Origin of the sequence: Streptomyces sp. NBC_00442, from assembly GCF_036014195.1 — a bacterium.
Taxonomy (GTDB): Bacteria; Actinomycetota; Actinomycetes; order Streptomycetales; family Streptomycetaceae; genus Streptomyces.
Genome location: NZ_CP107918.1, coordinates 3,594,672 through 3,611,473, shown reverse-complemented (window position 1 = coordinate 3,611,473; position 16,802 = coordinate 3,594,672). Strand labels below are relative to the sequence as shown.

At 72.7% G+C, this 16,802-nt stretch carries 12 protein-coding genes and 1 tRNA gene; 10 read left to right on the top strand and 3 right to left on the bottom strand.

Features of this window, described 5'->3' with window-relative positions:
• The first annotated feature begins 1 nt into the window (after nt 1).
• Nucleotides 2-88: transfer RNA gene (locus tag OG432_RS16350), tRNA-Ser, on the top strand.
• A gap of 567 nt (nt 89-655) precedes the next feature.
• Here OG432_RS16350 and OG432_RS16345 read toward each other — a convergent pair.
• Nucleotides 656-1,519 carry a bifunctional DNA primase/polymerase gene (locus tag OG432_RS16345; protein ID WP_328311663.1) on the bottom strand — a complete coding sequence of 288 codons (864 nt, stop codon included), beginning with the start codon at nt 1,517-1,519 and terminating at the stop codon, nt 656-658.
• A 472-nt stretch (nt 1,520-1,991) separates the two neighbouring features.
• Between OG432_RS16345 and OG432_RS16340 the strand changes: the two genes are divergently transcribed.
• The 9 genes from OG432_RS16340 (at nt 1,992) to OG432_RS16300 (ending at nt 11,091) form a co-directional block, all read left to right on the top strand.
• The gene (locus OG432_RS16340) at nt 1,992-2,303 is read left to right on the top strand and encodes a hypothetical protein (RefSeq protein WP_328311662.1); all 312 of its coding nucleotides are present in this window, start codon (nt 1,992-1,994) and stop codon (nt 2,301-2,303) included.
• Between the two features lie 286 nt (nt 2,304-2,589).
• Nucleotides 2,590-3,753 (top strand): acyl-CoA dehydrogenase family protein, encoded by a 1,164-nt coding sequence (locus OG432_RS16335; protein ID WP_328311661.1) that lies wholly within the window; start codon nt 2,590-2,592, stop codon nt 3,751-3,753.
• A 5-nt stretch (nt 3,754-3,758) separates the two neighbouring features.
• Nucleotides 3,759-4,724, top strand: a complete 966-nt coding sequence (locus OG432_RS16330) for a bifunctional MaoC family dehydratase N-terminal/OB-fold nucleic acid binding domain-containing protein (RefSeq protein ID WP_328311660.1) — start codon at nt 3,759-3,761, stop codon at nt 4,722-4,724.
• Nucleotides 4,724-5,776, top strand: a complete 1,053-nt coding sequence (locus OG432_RS16325; protein WP_328311659.1) for an acyl-CoA dehydrogenase family protein — start codon at nt 4,724-4,726, stop codon at nt 5,774-5,776. Before OG432_RS16330 ends, OG432_RS16325 begins: the two co-directional genes overlap by 1 nt.
• Nucleotides 5,777-5,823: 47 nt before the next feature.
• Nucleotides 5,824-6,231, top strand: a complete 408-nt coding sequence (locus OG432_RS16320) for a MaoC/PaaZ C-terminal domain-containing protein (protein ID WP_328315128.1) — start codon at nt 5,824-5,826, stop codon at nt 6,229-6,231.
• Nucleotides 6,228-7,394, top strand: a complete 1,167-nt coding sequence (locus OG432_RS16315; RefSeq protein ID WP_328311658.1) for a lipid-transfer protein — start codon at nt 6,228-6,230, stop codon at nt 7,392-7,394. Before OG432_RS16320 ends, OG432_RS16315 begins: the two co-directional genes overlap by 4 nt.
• Nucleotides 7,395-7,533: 139 nt before the next feature.
• A complete protein-coding gene (locus OG432_RS16310; protein ID WP_328311657.1) occupies nt 7,534-8,511 on the top strand; it encodes a DUF1906 domain-containing protein in 978 nt (325 codons plus the stop codon).
• A gap of 179 nt (nt 8,512-8,690) precedes the next feature.
• Nucleotides 8,691-9,236 carry a SigE family RNA polymerase sigma factor gene (locus OG432_RS16305; protein ID WP_328311656.1) on the top strand — a complete coding sequence of 182 codons (546 nt, stop codon included), beginning with the start codon at nt 8,691-8,693 and terminating at the stop codon, nt 9,234-9,236.
• A 199-nt stretch (nt 9,237-9,435) separates the two neighbouring features.
• Nucleotides 9,436-11,091: a long-chain fatty acid--CoA ligase gene (locus OG432_RS16300; protein WP_328311655.1), complete on the top strand. Its 1,656-nt coding sequence runs from the start codon at nt 9,436-9,438 to the stop codon at nt 11,089-11,091.
• 30 nt (nt 11,092-11,121) lie between these two features.
• Here OG432_RS16300 and OG432_RS16295 read toward each other — a convergent pair whose 3' ends face one another.
• Together OG432_RS16295 and OG432_RS16290 are read right to left on the bottom strand one after the other, a co-directional pair.
• Nucleotides 11,122-11,706, bottom strand: coding sequence for an antibiotic biosynthesis monooxygenase (locus OG432_RS16295; RefSeq protein ID WP_328311654.1), 585 nt, complete (start codon nt 11,704-11,706; stop codon nt 11,122-11,124).
• 125 nt (nt 11,707-11,831) lie between these two features.
• On the bottom strand, nt 11,832-16,709 hold the full coding sequence (locus OG432_RS16290) for a PAS domain-containing protein (RefSeq protein WP_328311653.1): 4,878 nt from the start codon (nt 16,707-16,709) through the stop codon (nt 11,832-11,834).
• Between the last annotated feature and the right edge of the window lie 93 nt (nt 16,710-16,802).

The following is a 16,802-nucleotide window of genomic DNA, read 5'->3' as shown; positions in this document are numbered from 1 at the left end:
GGGTGGGTTGCCCGAGCGGCCTAAGGGAACGGTCTTGAAAACCGTCGTGGCAGCGATGTCACCGTGGGTTCAAATCCCACACCCACCGCAGACGAACGGTCCCTGACCAGGTACATCGGTCAGGGACCGTCGTGCTACGCGATGGCCGTGGGTGACCGTCGTTCCCCGGTGTTCCCCGCTGGATCGGGCACGCTGGGGGCACGGTCAGTCTTCGGCGGGACTGGGTGCCGTGAGGTCGACCCATATCCACGGCTTGTGATGCCAGTCGCGCACCTCGCCTACGACTAGGTCGATGGTCGTTCCCACGGGCGGCAGTTCCCGCACGAGGCGCTTCACTCCCGGCTCGCCTCCGCGGCGAATCGTGTCCAGTGAGGCGCCCACGGGCTCGTACTCGTCGAGCTTTACCGTGAGGCCCCATGGCTGGTGACTAGCGATCGTTGCTTGGACTGTCTCGCCTTGCCGAAGCTCGCTGAGAGGCCGTCTCGGTTCCTCTGCCATGGCGGCATCCTCCTCCTCAACCCACCACTCGCCCCAGCTCCCATCCCGTCCGCCACATCGGCCGGCGCTCGGCAACGGGGCCCCCTCCATCCCGCTGCCTGTGCGGTGCCGGATGACGCACCGCGTGCTCACCGCGCCGGGTTCCGTATCCGCGCCATCATCGCGCCGCGCTCATCCGCGCCGCCGAGGCGATCGTCGCGTGGGCCTCGTGGGGGGTGAGGCCGGTGCGGACGGCGGCTGAGGCGAGGGCGGCCGTGAGCTGTTCGCCGATGCCGTTCTCGTATGCCCGGCACGCCGCCCAGAACAGGCGGGTGTTGCGCTGGCCTTCATGGGCGGCGAGGACGAAGCGCACCAGGCCCTGCCCGTGGTGGTCGACGGGCCGGTGGGAGTGGTGGGGGCGTGGCGGAGGGGTCAGGAGGTCGAGGAGGGTGCGGGGGCAGGGGGCCGGGCCGAGGTGGGCGGTGCCGGGGGCGAGGCGGTAGACGCCCCGGCCGCTGAGGGAGCCGGGGCCGACCAGGTAGCCTCCCGCGCCCCGGATGTCGATGCCTGGTGCGAGCCGGCTCGCCGAGTTGGGCACGACCGCGTCGGGCGGGCCGGCCAGCCAGATGTGGTGGCCTCCGCTCGGGGTGATCACGACCACGGTCTCGGGGATCGTGAACAGGTGCCGCAGCGCGAGGAGTTGGAGCGCGGCCGTGGCGTCGGTGCCCGGCGGCTTGGTGTCGAGGTCGATCCCGATGAGGTGGTGCGGGGCCCGGCCGCAGGCGATGCCGTAGCCGGTGGCCCAGGGCGCGGCCGCGAACAGGGCGCGCACCGTGGCGGGGTCGGTGGTCGCGTCGTGCACCCCGTGCCCCGGGAGGCCGCACTCCCCCCGGCAGAGCACCGGGTGCGTGCCGTTGCGGTGCGGCGAGGGGAGCGCGGGGAGCTTGGAGCGGGACAGCGGAATGACGGGCAGGCCGCGCTCGGCGGCGGACAGGGCGTGGGCGAGGGCCAGGGTGGCGGACTGCCGGTCGATGGTGGCCATGGCTCCATGTTCGTACGAATGTTCGAGAAAGGGAATCCCTGTCCAGGCCACCCCGCACACACCGCTTCCGGCCCGGCCCTCCACGACCCCACCCGCGTGGGGCGACGACCCGGTGGCGTGTCGGTGTCCTTCAGGTGAGCGGACGGTGGCGACAAGGGTTGGCCGAATCCGAGCCGAAACGGTTCTCCTCATGGGAGGGGGCGGTTCCGGCGCGAAAGTTCAGCCCCGGCCGGAGTTTTGGTGTCGCATTGGGGGTTTATCGACATGTCCTCACGCTTGCGGGCGAAAGGTTCCCCATTGACTGGTTCGCCGGGGATTCGGTGGGCAACTCTGATCTCGCGACGTCGTCACAGAGCGTCCGAGGCGGTCGGCCAACTGCCTTGGAACAGACCGCACTTGTCTCACTCACGTGAGGTGGGAGCGGTCCGGAACGCCGAATCAACCCGTATGTCCCGTTCCTGGAGGAATTGACATGGCAAGCATCCGTACCGCCCGCGTTCTCGCCGCCGTTGCCGCGCTGCCCCTCGCCGCCGCCCTCTGCTCGGGCGTGGCCTCTGCCGACAACGGCGCCCTCGCGGGTCACGGATCGAACGCGGCGGTGGCGACCATCAGCGGCAGCGGGGTCGGGCACGACAACCGGGGCAATTCGTCCACCTCGCAGCAGCAGGCCGTCGGGTCCGGCGCCTCGAACCAGAACAACACCGCCCAGGTGAACGGCTCCGCGTTCACGTCGATCAACCAGGGCAACCACAATGTCGCCGTGAACTTCACCCGTCTGTGGTGACCCGCGACCCCTGCTGCGGGGTCCGGTCCATGGGGTGAACGACGGCCCGGGTGACAGTGCTGCGGCACGGCCATCCGGGCCGTTCGCGTGTGCCGGGAGCGGGGTCCCCGGAACACCGGCAGTGCGTGGTTCAGTGTGCGGTTCGGCGCGTGGTTCGCGCGGGCATCGCGCGAGGCATTGACAGCCGAGCCAAATCTGACGGACAGTCAGAAACGCACCGGCACGCCGGCGCGCACCACCACTCGTACGCATTCGTACGCACCCGTACGCACGGAAGGCCGCCGTCGTGCACCTCGCCCCGACCGAGCGCCAGCAGCGGCTGCGCTCCGAACTCCGCGCCTACTTCGCCCGGTTGATGCCCGACGGACCCCCGGCCGGTACGGATCCCGACGCCCAGCGTGCGCTGCTGCGCCGGATCGGAGCCGACGGGCTGCTGGGTCTCGGCTGGCCCGTCGAGTACGGGGGCCAGGGGCGCGGCGCCGACGAGCAGTTCGTCTTCTTCGACGAGGCCTACCGGGCGGGCGCGCCCGTCTCCATGGTCACCCTCAACACGGTCGGCCCGACCCTGATGAAGTACGGGACCGCCGAGCAGAAGGGGTACTTCCTGCCCAGGATCCTCCGCGGCGACCTGGTCTTCGCGATCGGCTACAGCGAACCGGAGGCCGGCACCGACCTCGCGGCCCTGCGCACCAGGGCCGTGCGGGACGCGGACAGCTGGGTGATCGACGGGCAGAAGGTGTTCACCTCCAACGCCCAGAACGCCGACTGGATCTGGCTCGCCTGCCGCACCGACCCCAACGCGCCCAAGCACAAGGGCATTTCGATCGTCCTGGTGCCGACCGACGCGCCCGGCTTCTCCTGGACACCGATCGAGACGGTCGGCGGCCTGACCACCACGGCGACCTACTACGAGGGCATCCGGGTGCCGCGGGCGAACCTCGTCGGCGAGGAGAACGCGGGCTGGGGGCTGATCACCAATCAGCTCAATCACGAACGGGTCGCGCTCGCCGCGATCGGCATGCAGGCCGAGGATTTCTACGAGGCCGCGCTCACCGCCGCCTGTACGCCCGATCCGGTGACATCCGAACGTCGGGTTGACCACGAATGGGTGAAGGCGAAGGTGGCCGTCACGCACGCGAAGCTGGCGGTGAATCGCCTGCTCAGCTGGCGTTTGGTGGGGGATGTGGGGGCCGGAAGTCTCGCGCCGGGGGACGCCAGCGGAGTGAAGTTCACGGGAACGGAGTCCGCGGTCGAAACGTATCGAATGTGTCAGGAAATCGTGGGGGACGCGGGCCTGATACGGGGCGGTTCGCCCGGCGCCTTCGGGGACGGGGAGCTGGAGCGGATGAACAGGGCGGCACAGATCAACACCTTCGGGGGCGGGGTGAGCGAGGTGCAGCGGGAGATCGTCGCGACGATGCGGCTCGGAATGAAGCGGGGGAAGCGGTGAGAGAAGTGGTGAGGGAAGAGGGTGGGGCGAGCGGGGCGGATTTCCTTGGCCGGCTGAAGAAGTTCGAGGGGCGGGCCGCCGCGACCGCGGGAGTCGGCAAGGACCTGGTCAACGAGCCGATGATCCGGCACTGGTGCGAGGCGATGGGCGACACCCACGCCGCCTACACCGGGCCGGACGCCATAGCGCCCCCGACGATGCTCCAGGCCTGGACGATGGGCGGCCTCTCCGGGCACGGCGACGGAACGGGCCGCGCCACGGCCTACGACGAGCTGTTCGAGCTGCTCGACGGCGCCGGATACGCGTCGGTGGTGGCGACGGACTGCGAGCAGGAGTACGTCCGCGACCTGCGGCCGGGCGACCGCGTCAGCTATGACGCGGTGATCGAGACGGTGTCGGAGCGCAAGACGACCAAGCTGGGGACAGGTCACTTCGTCACCACGCGGATGGACGTGCTGGCCAACGGGGAGCTTGCCGGCACGCACCGCTTCCGCATCCTCAAATACGCTCCCGCGCACCGGAGTTCGCCGGCCGCCGGGCAACGGCCGGCCGATCGGGCCGTACGCCCACGGCCCGTGCGCCCACGGCCCGTCGTGAACCGGGACAACGCCGGGTTCTGGGCGGGCGTCGCCGAGCACCGGCTGCTCATCCAGCGCTGCGGCGACTGTGCCGAGCTGCGCTTCCCCTGGCTGCCGGGGTGCCACGCCTGTGGTTCGGCGCGGTGGGACACGGTGGAGGCGAGCGGCGCGGGCACGGTGTTCTCGTTCGTCGTGATGCACCACCCGCCCTTCCCCGCCTTCGACCCGCCCTACGCGGTCGGCTTGATCGAGCTCGCGGAGGGCGTGCGGATCGTCAGCAATGTGGTCGGGGTGGCGGCGGACGAGGTGCGGATAGGGATGCCCGTAAGCCTCGAGTTCGTCCGTGTGGACGCGGAGTTGGAGCTCCCCCTCTTCCGGGCGGAGGCGGTCTGATGGACTTCGCGCCCACCGATGAGCAGGCCGCCGTGCGCGACCTCGCGGCGCAGATCTTCGGGGACCTCTCGACGCACGAGCGGCTCGCCGCGGCCGGCACGGGCACGGACGGCGGGCTGTGGAAGGCGCTGTGCGGGGCGGGGCTGCTCGCGGCCGTCGAGGAGGTCGGTCTCCTCGGTCTGGTCCTCGCCCTTGAGGAGCAGGGCAGGACCACCGCACAGGTCCCCTTCGCGGCAGCCTGCGTCTACGGCGTCCTCGCGCTCACCGCGCACGGCACGGCCGGACAGCGAGATCGGCTGCTCCCGGCGCTGCGCGACGGGACGGCGGTGGTGACCGGGGCGTTCCCCTCCGTGGCGGGCCGCGTAAGCACGAGCGGTGAGGGAGAGCTGACCGGGTCCGTGCCGCTCGTTCCCTGGCTGAGGGACGCCACCCATGTGCTGGTCCCGGACGCGGACCGGAACCTGTGGCTCGTGCGGACCGCCGACGCGGTGGCGGAGCCGGTCGAGACGACCGCGCCGTGGTCGGCCGGGCGCCTCACGCTCGCCGCCACCGCGGCCGAGCGGCTCGGCGGGACCGAGGCGTACGAGGACGTGCTGGCCACCGCGCGCACCGCGTTCGCCGGGCTCCAGGCGGGCGTGTGCGCGGGCTCGCTGGCCAGGGCGGTCCTGCACACCACGACCCGCGAGCAGTTCGGGCGGCCGCTCTCCACCAACCAGGGAGTGCTGCTGCGGGCCGCCGACGCGTACATGGACACCGAGGCGATACGGGTCACGTCCTACGAGGCGGCCTGGCGGCGGGACGAGGGCCTGCGGTACGGCACGCACGCGCTGACCGCGGCATGGTGGGCGTCCGAGGCCGGCACCCGTGTCGTGCACGCGGGCCAGCATCTGCACGGTGGCCTCGGGGCGGACCTCGAACACCCCGTGCACCGGCACTTCCTGTGGGGCCGCCAGCTCGACGCCTACTTGGGATGTGGCGCCGAACTGCTCGCTGAATTGGGCGAGTTGATCGTGGCGGAGAAGCAGGCGGCCGAGGGGGTGGTGACGGCGTGAGGACCGGAGAGGGCCTGAGGGCCGGGGAGGGAGCGGGGGCCGACGGCATCAGGGCGGGGGACGAACTGCCGCCGCTGGAGATAGCCATCACCCGGACCCTGATCGTGGCGGGCGCGGTGGCATCGCGCGACTACCAGGACGTCCACCACGACGCGGTGCTCGCGCAGGAGAAGGGGTCCCCGGACATCTTCATGAACATCCTGACGACCAACGGCCTGGTCGGCCGCTACATCACGGACTGCTTCGGTCCGACGGCCCGGTTGCGGGCGGTGAAGATACGGCTCGGCGCGCCGAACCATCCGGGCGACACGATGACGTTGACCGGCACGGTCACCGCGGTGGAGGGGGACGTCGCCGTGGTGCGGGTGACGGGGGCCAACGGCCTCGGCCACCACGTCACCGGCACCGTACGGGTGTCCGTGGCGCCCGGAGCCGATGTGGAGGAGGGGGCATGAGCGTACGTCGGGCCGACTCGCTCGGCGGGCGGGCGGCCGTCGTCGGCATCGGGGCGACCGAGTTCTCCAAGGACTCCGGGCGCAGCGAGCTGAAGCTGGCGGTCGAGGCGGTCCGGGCGGCGCTCCACGACGCGGGACTCTCGCCGTCGGACGTCGACGGTCTGGTCACGTTCACCATGGACACCAGCCCCGAGATATCGGTCGCGCAGGCGGTCGGCATGGGTGAGCTGTCCTTCTTCTCGCGCATCCACTACGGCGGGGGTGCGGCGTGCGCCACCGTGCAGCAGGCGGCGCTCGCCGTCGCCACCGGGGTGGCCGAAGTGGTGGTCTGCTACCGGGCGTTCAACGAGCGTTCGGGGCGGCGCTTCGGCTCCGGTGTGCAGCAGCGCGAGCCGTCTGCGGAGGGCGCGGCGCTCGGCTGGGCCCTTCCGTTCGGGCTGCTGACGCCCGCGTCCTGGGTCGCCATGGCGGCACAGCGCTATCTGCACGCCTACCACCTGACTCCCGAGGCGTTCGGTCATGTCGCCGTCACCGACCGCCGCCATGCCGCGACCAACCCGGCGGCGTACTTCCACGGCAAGCCGATCACCCTGGCCGATCACGCGGCCTCGCGGTGGATCGTCGAGCCGCTGCGGCTCCTCGACTGCTGCCAGGAGACCGACGGCGGGCAGGCGATCGTCGTCACGACGGCGGAGCGGGCAAGGGACCTGCGGCAGCGTCCCGCCGTGATCACCGCGGCGGCGCAGGGAGCCGGACGCCGTCAGGAGGCGATGACCAGCTTCTACCGGGACGACATGACCGGGCTGCCGGAGATGGGGGTGGTGGCCCGTCAGCTGTGGCGGAGTTCGGGGCTGAGCCCCGCCGAGATCGACGTGGCGATCCTGTACGACCACTTCACGCCGTTCGTGCTGATGCAGCTGGAGGAGTTCGGGTTCTGCGGTCCGGGCGAGGCGGCCGATTTCGTGGCGGCGGACGCGGTGCCGCTCAACACGCACGGGGGGCAGCTGGGCGAGGCGTATCTGCACGGCATGAACGGCATAGCGGAGGCGGTGCGGCAGATCAGGGGCACGGCGGTGAACCAGATACCGGGAGCGGCGCACGCCCTGGTCACGGCCGGCACGGGCGTCCCCACGTCGGGGCTGGTCCTGGGGAGGGAGAGCTGACGGCCCATCCGTTCGCGGAGGGGCGACCCGGTTCCCGAGGCGACTGATCCTCCGTCCGGATGGCTGATCCTCCGCTCGGACGGCGGACGCGCTGGGCTGAGCGGTGGCCGGGTGGTGCGCGGGGCCATTCACTCGGGCCATGCGCCGCCCCAAGATCACCCCGATCCCCGCTCGTTCCGCCACGACCTCCCGTGCCACCTCCCGCACGACTGCCCGCACCACCGCCCGTGCCACCTCCCGCTCGGCCTTCTTCGTCACCCTCCTTGCCGCCTTCCTCGCCGCGCTCCTCGCCTTCGTCGCTCTGCTCGCGCCGACGGCCGCCGCGGTGACGAACCCCGGGGCGCCGGTGCTCCCCCGCACCCTGGCCGACGGGGATCCGGACGACGACGAACGCGCCGCGGTCGCACCGCACTTCACCGGCGCCGCCTTCGACACCTGCAACGCGCCGTCGCTGGCCGCGATGCGGGCCTGGCGGAGTTCGGCGTACCACGCGGTCGGCGTCTATTACGGGGGCCGCGGCCGGCACTGCGCGTCGCAGCCCAACCTGAGCAGGAGCTGGGTGAACGAGGTGCACGAGATGGGGTGGCAGGTGCTGCCCGTGTTCGTGGGGTCGCAAGCGCCCTGCGTGTACGCCAAGAACAAGAAGGGAGTGCGGATCGGGAACGAGCCCGCGAAGCAGGGCCGGTCCGAGGCGGGCCAGGCCGTACAGGAGGCGCAGGCCCTCGGCATCCTGTCGGGCAGCCCGCTGTTCCTCGACATGGAGGCGTACGACGTGGGCAACGCGGGGTGCGCCCGCACCACGCTCGACTTCGTGCGGGCCTGGAACCACGAGGTGCGCGGACGCGGCTATCTCCCCGGGTTCTACAGCAGCGCCGATTCCGGGGTGCGGCAGATGGAGCAGGCGAGACAGTCCGGGGTGGGCGACCTTCCGGCGGTGATCTGGTTCGCGCGCTGGCACACCGACGCCGCCGTGTACGAGGAGGAGTCGCTGCGCGAGGACGCCTGGCGCCGGCAGCGCATCCACCAGTACGCGGGCGACGTGGCGGAGACGCACGGCGGGTACCGGCTGGTCGTGGACCGCAACCAGGTCGACGCCCCGGTCGCCCGCATCGGCTGAGACGGGCCGGGGCTGCCCCCCCCCGGAAGGCCGTGGCGCGGGGGCTGAACCCTGAGGGCCGGGGTTGCGTCCTCCACCTACAGGAGGTGCAGCCACCCCCACCCCTACAACCTGAGGCGGACACGGCTTCGGGACCTGGGGCCGATCCCGCGGGGCCTTCGCGCTCATAGCGTGGAGTCATGACAACGCCCGTCTGCACCACCGCCTCCCGAGCGGCGACGCCCTATCCCGCGTACACGTCCTTCTCGTCGTACGTCCGCGCCAGGGGCCCCGTGCTGCTGCGCACCGCGCGCTCGCTGACCGCGAACGCGAGCGATGCCGAGGACCTGTTGCAGACGGCGCTGACCAAGACGTACGTCGCCTGGGACCGCATCGAGGACCATCGGGCGCTCGACGGTTATGTGCGCCGGGCGCTCCTCAACACCCGTACGTCGCAGTGGCGCAAGCGCAAGGTGGACGAGTTCGCCTGCGAGGAGCTGCCCGAGCCGGAGGTCGTGCCTGGTCCCGACCCGGCCGACCAGCAGGTGTTGCACGACGCCATGTGGCGGGCGGTCATGAAGCTGCCCGACCGCCAGCGGGCCATGGTCGTCCTGAGGTACTACGAGGACCTGAGCGAGGCGCAGACCGCCGAAGTGCTGGGCGTGTCCGTGGGTACGGTCAAGAGCGCGGTGTCGCGCGCGCTCGGCAAGCTCCGCGAGGATCCGGAGCTCGACCCCATACGCTGACGCGCGGTGACGGCCGGGTGGCGGACGGGTCCCGGGCAGCGCACCTGGACGGCGCACCCCGGAGGAGTATCCGCAGGTAACTTCGCGGAACCGCAGGCGAAACTACTCCCGGGTAGTGACATACCGCGCGGTACGTGAGCAGAATTCGGCAGACCCTATCGCCACAGAGCGCACCCGTAGCGCTCACCGGGAGGACGCCGTGCTGAGCACCATGCAGGACGTACCGCTGCTGATCTCGCGGATCCTGACCCACGGGTCGACGATTCACGGCAAGTCCCAGGTCACCACGTGGACCGGCGAGGCCGAACCGCACCGCCGCAGCTTCGCCGAGATCGGCGCCCGTGCCGCTCGGCTGGCCCACGCCCTGCGCGAGCTCGGGGTCGAGGACGGCCAGGCGGTCGGCACCTTGATGTGGAACAACGCGGAGCACGTCGAGGCGTATTTCGCGATCCCCTCCATGGGCGCCGTGCTGCACACCCTCAACCTGCGTCTCCCCGCCGAGCAGTTGATCTGGATCGTCAACCACGCCGCCGACCGCGTGGTGATCGTCAACGGTTCGGTGCTGCCGCTGCTCGTCCCGCTCCTCCCCCACCTGCCGACCCTGGAACACCTCGTCGTGTCCGGGCCCGGCGACCGCTCGCTGCTCGACGACATCGACGGGAGCGGCCCGCAGGTGCACGAGTACGAGGAACTGCTCGCCGGGCGTCCCGCGACGTACGACTGGCCGGAGCTGGACGAGCGCAGCGCCGCCGCCATGTGTTACACCTCCGGCACCACCGGCGACCCCAAGGGCGTCGTCTACTCCCACCGTTCGATCTACCTGCACTCCATGCAGGTCAACATGTCGGAGTCGATGGGCCTCACCGACAAGGACACGACGCTGGTAGTGGTGCCGCAGTTCCATGTGAACGCCTGGGGTCTGCCGCATGCCACGTTCATGTCCGGGGTGAGCATGCTCATGCCCGACCGTTTCCTCCAGCCGGCTCCGCTCGCCGACATGATCGAACGCGAGAAGCCGACGTACGCGGCGGCCGTCCCCACCATCTGGCAGGGCCTGATCGCCGAGGTCACCGCCCGCCCCCGCGACCTCAGCTCGATGCGGAGCGTCACGATCGGCGGCTCCGCCTGCCCGCCCGCGCTGATGGAGGCGTACGACAAGATCGGCGTGCGGCTCTGCCATGCCTGGGGCATGACGGAGACGTCGCCGCTCGGCACCATGTCCAACCCGCCGGCCGGGCTGAGCGCCGAGGAGGAATGGCCGTACCGCATCACGCAGGGCCGCTTCCCCGCCGGGGTCGAGGCGCGGCTCACCGGGCCGGGCGGCGAGTTCCTGCCCTGGGACGGGGAGTCGGCGGGCGAGCTGGAGGTGCGCGGCCCCTGGATCGCGGGCGCGTACTTCGGCGGCGTGGGCGGCGAGGACTTCCGCCCGGCCGACAAGTTCAGCCCGGACGGCTGGCTGCGCACCGGTGACGTCGGCGTGATCAGCCCCGACGGCTACCTCAGCCTCACCGACCGAGCGAAGGACGTCATCAAGTCGGGCGGCGAATGGATCTCCAGCCAGGAACTGGAGAACGCGCTGATGGCGCACCCCGACGTCGCCGAGGCGGCGGTCGTCGCCGTCCCGGACGCGAAGTGGGGCGAACGCCCGCTCGCCACGGTCGTGTTGAAGCCCGGCGCCACCGCCGACTACACCGCCCTGAAGGAGTTCCTCGCGGGGAGGATCGCCAAGTGGCAGCTCCCGGAGCGCTGGGCGCTGGTGGAGGCGGTGCCGAAGACGAGCGTGGGCAAGTTCGACAAGAAGGTGATCCGCCGGCAGTACGCGGACGGGGAGCTGGACGTGACGGAGCTGGGCTAGGCCCGGGGCGCTGTGCCGCTGACTGTGCCGCTAGCCGCGCAGCCAGCGGCGTAGCAGGCGGCTGGTGGCGGGCATGGCGGCGTAGGTCATGAGCACGCTGAACAGCACGGTGAAGACGGCCGTGCGCGGCACCAGCGGCAGCCCGGTGAGGTAGGGGCCGAGCACCGCGTTGCCCAGCAGGGAGATCGGGAAGATGGCGAGACCCGAACTGATCGCCATCTTCCAGCGGGGCGGCGCGGGCCGCGTCGCCCCGGGCTTGGCGAACCAGGTTTCCATGCCGGTCAGCTCGCGCCGGGCTATCTCGGTGTGGTGGTGGCCGGTGCAGTTGGAGAAGAACAGGGCCCGCTCCTTCGAACCCTGCCAGCGATCGAGCGCGGCCGAATCCCGGAAGCGGTGGACGAGGAACCAGGGCGCGCCGGGGGAGGCGGGCCGGAAGAGCCCGTGACCGAGGTGCCCGGAGAAGCGCCTCGCCGCGGCGAGGATCTCGCTCGCCCACTGCTCGAACGCTTCCTCGTACCCCTCCTCGACCTGGCGGGCGATGAGCAGGGTGACCTCGCCGTTGTCGGCGGGGACGGTGGTGTGTTCCTGGCGCATGGCGGAGCGCGTGGGGGCCACGGGTCTCTCCTCGTGGTTCGTACGGTGTCGCGCGCCGCGGCCAGCCTACGCACACGTCCGCGCGACGCGAGGCGCCCGCCGCTGCCGAGGGCCCGCTCGCCGCCTTCGACTCCACCCGGTTCGTGCTAGTTGGTGCCGATCTTCGCCAGAAGGTCCACGATGCGGCCCTGTACCTCGCCGGTGGTGGAGCGTTCGGCCAGGAACAGGACGGTCTCACCGGACGACAGTTTCGGGAGCTCCGCCTGGTTGATGCCGGCCGAGGTGTAGACGACCAGCGGGGTGTGGTTCAACTGGCCGTTGGCGCGCAGCCAGTCGACGATTCCGGCCCGCCGGCGGCGTACCTGCATGAGGTCCATCACGACGAGATTCGGCCGCATCTGGGCGGCCAGCGTGACCGCCTCGGAGTCGATGGCGGCGCGCGCGACCTGCATACCGCGCCGCTCCAGGGTCGCGGTGAGCGCGAGCGCGATCTCCTCGTGCTCCTCGATGAGCAGCACCCGCGACGGGTGCTGCTCGCTGTCGCGCGGCGCGAGGGCCTTGAGCAGAACGGCAGGGTCGGCTCCGTACGCCGCCTCCCGCGTGGCCTGCCCGAGCCCCGCCGTGACCAGCACGGGAACCTCCGCGGCGACCGCCGCCTGGCGCAACGACTGGAGCGCGGTACGGGTGATCGGGCCGGTCAGCGGGTCGACGAACAGGGCCGCCGGGAACGCGGCGATCTGCGCGTCGACCTCCTCGCGGGAGTGCACCACGACGGGCCGGTAGCCGCGCTCGCTCAGCGCCTGCTGGGTGGATACGTCGGGCGCGGGCCAGACGAGCAGCCGACGCGGATTGTCGAGCGGCTCGGGGGGCAGCTCGTCGTCCACGGGCTGAGGCTGCGGCCGGTTGGCCACCTCGACGGCGCCGCCGGGACCGTCGAGCGGCTCGGGCCCCTCGGCGCCCTCGTCCGGCGCCCCGATGGCATACGCGCGGCCCTGGCCCTCCGACGGCGGGGAGGGGAGCACGGGGTGCGGCCGGGCGGAGGCTTCGGCCGGGCGCTCCACGCCCTCGGGAGGCGTGCCGAGTTTGCGGCGCCGCCCGCTGGGCTGCCCGGCCTGGGTGGGCTGCCCGGCCTGGGTGCCGGGGGCCGCCTGCGTCGGGGGCTGCCCCGGGGTCCGAGCCTGAGCCTGGGGGTGGCTCTGGGTGTGGTTCTGGGACTGCGCCTGGCCGAAGGGCGTGCCCTGCCCGAGCGCGCGCACGCTGAAAGCGCGGCCCTGGGTGTCCCCGGAGACGACCGGGATCCCGCCCGGCGGGGTCTCTGCGGGAAGCGGCTGCCGGACGGGCCGCGCGGGGCCGGGCGCGCTCTGCCCGCCCTGGGCCTGACCGGGCTGCTGAGCTTGCGCCTGCCCCGGCACCGGCGGCACCGACGGCGGTACGGGACCGGTCGCACCCGGCGCCGGAACCGCGCGGGCCGCCCAGGCGGGCTGCTCCGCCGGATGCGGCTGGGGCGGGGTGTGCTCGGCCAGGGGGTCGCTGGGGGCGGAGTTCTGGTGCCCCGGCGCATTGCGGGCCCGGTTGCCACGCCCCGGGACATGTCCGTCCGGGCCGGCGGCGGGGCCGGGCACCGTGGGGCCGGTAGCGGTGGGGTTGGTGGCTACGGGGCCGGTTGCGGTGGGGGCCGGGCCCATGGGCAGGGGGCCCATGGGGTTGGCACCCGTGGGGTTGGCACCCATGGGGTTGGCACCCGTGGGGAGGGACCCGGTGGCGTTGGCGGTGGCGTTGGCGCCCACAGGGTCGGGACCCATGTAGCCGGCGCCCATGGATGGCGAACCCGCAGGTGCGGGGGCGACTATGGGCGCGCCGCCCGTGTGGGCGCCACCTGTGTGCGAGGAACCCGCAGGGGCGGGACCCGTGGAGGCGGGGGCGGCGGGCGCCGGACCTGCGGATGCGGAAACGGATGCGGAACGTGTGGGTGCGGAACCGGGGTTCGCTCCGGCGGGGCCGGCCCCCGTCGAGTCAGTCCCCGCCGTGTCGGGGCCGGTCCCCATCGGGCCCGGCCCCGCCGGGCGGCCGGCGCCCATGGGGTTGGCGCCCACCGGCCCGGCGCCCGAGGGGCCTGAGCCGACGGGGGTACGGCCGACGGGGTTGGGCGCGGCGGACGGGTGCGGAGGGTTGCCCGGGGTGGAGTCGGCGGGCGCCTTGCCCATCGACACGGGGCCGGTGGGCTGAGCGCCCATGGGCCGCGCTGTACCGGTGGGTTCAACTCCCATGGGACCGGGGCCCGTTGGGCCGACACTCATGGGCTCGATGTCAACAGGTCCCGTGACCATCGGGTCAGCCCCCGTGGTTCCGACGCCCGTAGGCCGGGCCCCCACAGTGCCGGCGCCCACAGTGCCGGCGCCCACAGTGCCCGCATCGCCAGCGCCGGTGCGCGGCTGTCGGGCCTCCTCCGACCCCGGGCCCACGCGCCCCGTCCCCATGGCCCGAGCGCCCGCAGGTCCAGCCCCTGCAGATCCAGCCCCCATGGGTCCAGCTCCCATGGGTCCAGCCCCCATGGGTTCGGCACTCATGGGTTCCGTACCCACGGACCCCGCCCCGCGACGGTCGACCGCATCCATGGGCCGGCCTGCGTGCGGGCCTGCGTACGGGCCTGCCTGCGGACCCTCGTATGGACCTGCGTGCGGACCGATGTGCTGTCCCGGGTGCGGGGCGCGGTCGGCGTCGGCGGGCGGCAGCGCGAACGCCGTCCGCACCGAGCCGCCCTCCTGACCCGACGCGGAGCTTCCCGCGGCCGCGCCGGACGGGGCGGAACCGAGGGCGCGCCTGGCCCGTCGCCCGGTCGGCTCGACCACGCCGTCGCCGGGAGCGGAGGCGGAAGCCGCGTCGTCGCCGCCGCCCGGCGCGGGCAGCGCGCGGCGGGCACGGCGGCCGGTGGCCTCGGTCGGCACGCCCTGCGGCGGCACCGTCTCGCCCAGCGCGGCCCTGCCCATGCCGGAGGACTCGCGGGCGCTCTCCGCACCCGTGACCACGGACCCCTCGGAGGCACGCCCCACGGCCTGCCCAGGCCCCTGCCCAAGCGCCTGCCCAGGCCCCTGCCCGGTGGCCTGTTCGGCGGGGCTTGGCCGGCCGCGGCGCCGCCCGGAACCGGACGCGGCGCCGCCGACAGCGGGAGCGTCGGCGCCGCCCCCGCTTCCCGCGATTGCGCCCCCGCTCCCCGGAGTTCCGCCGCTTTCGCCGTCACCGGTGTTCTGCTGGGCCGGAATCCGGGCTCGGTCACCGTCCGGGCCGCCGTCGCCCTCCCCGGCACCGGTACCGGCGCCCGCACCGGACTCGGCACGCGCCCGGCGGCGCCCGGTCGGGGACTTCTCCTCGGCGACCGGGCTCTCCAGGAACGCGTCCATGGAGGCCCGGCGGCCACGCCTGCGGCCGCCGCCGTCCTGCTGCGCGGGCAGCAGCGCCTCGTCGGGCTGCGGGGCCACGGGCGCCTCGACGGTCCCCCGGCCGGCGCCGAGCGGGACTTCGAGTACGTACGCGGAGCCGCTCATGCCCGGCACGTCCACGGTCTGCAGGACGCCGCCGTGTGCCCGCACGATGCCGCGCACGATGGGCCCGTGGACCGGGTCGCCGCCCGCGTAGGGGCCGCGTACCTCGATGCGTACGACCTCGCCGCGCACGGCCGCCGCGACGACGACGGTGGAGTCCATGTAGCCGCCGGCGGCGATCGGCGCCTTGCCGGTGGCGTCGACGCCCGCCACGTCCGCGATGAGGTGGGCGAGAGCGGTGGAAAGCCGCGGGGCGTCCACCTCGGCCTCGATCGGCGGGGTGTGCACGGCGAACTGGGCGCGGCCGGGCCCGATGAGTTCGACGGCGCCGTCGACACCCGCGCCGACGACCGAATCGACGAGCACCGTGGTCTTCTTGAGCTCCTCGCCGCCCGCGTCGAGCCGCTGGTACCCGAGGACGTTGTCGACGAGCGTGGTGATGCGGGAGTAGCCGGCGGCGAGGTGGTGCAGGACCTGGTTGGCCTCGGGCCACAACTGGCCCGCGTCGTCGGCGGCGAGGGCCGCGAGTTCCTGGCGCAGCTCGTCGATCGGTCCGCGCAGCGAACCGCCGAGCACGGAGAGCAGCTGCTGGTGCCGGGCGGCGAGCGCGTCGTAGCGCTTGGTCTCGCGTTCGAGGACTTCGGCGTGCTTGGCGGCCTGCTCCTCGTAGGGGCGGCGGTCGGTGAACGTCATCACGGCGCCGACGAGCAGATCGCCGTCGCGCACCGGCGCGGTCGTCAGGTCGACCGGCACCTTCGCGCCGGACTTCGTCCAGATGACCTGCCCGCGCACGCGGTGCTTGCGCCCGGACTTGAGGGTGTCGGCGAGCGGGCTGCCCTCGTACGGGAACGGTTCGCCGTCCTCGCGCGAGTGCAGCACCAGGGGGTGGAGTTCCTTGCCGCCGAGGTCGCTGGCGCGGTAGCCGAGGATCTGCGCGGCCGCCGGATTGACCAGCACGACCCGGCCGTCGGTGTCGGTGCCGACCACGCCCTCGGCCGCCGCGCGCAGGATCATCTCGGTCTGGCGCTGCGAACGGGCCAGCTCCGCCTCGGTGTCGACCGTGCCGGAAAGGTCCCGTACGACCAGCATGAGGAGTTCGTCGCCCGAGTACGAGCCGGGGCCGCCGCCGCTTCCGTAGGAGGCGTACGCGTCCCGCCCGTCCTCCAGGTTGGCGCTGGTCACCTCGACGGGGAACTCGGTGCCGTCGGTGCGGCGCGCGGCCATCCGGGTCGGCTTGGTGCGGCCCTGGTCGTCCTCGCTCTCGGGCCGGCGCATGGAGCCGGGGATGAGGCGCGAGTCGAAGGAGGGCAGCAGATCGAGAACTCCCCGCCCCACCAGGCCCGTGCCCGGCGCCTCCAGCATTTCCAGCGCGACGGTGTTGGCGTTGACGACCGTGCCGTTGCAGTTGACGAGGAGGAGCCCGTCCGGAAGGGCGTCAAGTATGGCTGCGAGGCGAGCAGCGCCTCGGGATGGCCTGCTGCTCACGACGACGCTTCCTCCCTGAACCACTGCACCTTGCGGCCTGTCACTGGAAGGGAGTCTAAAGGCTGAGGGTGGGGGAGCGACGGCGGATGAGGG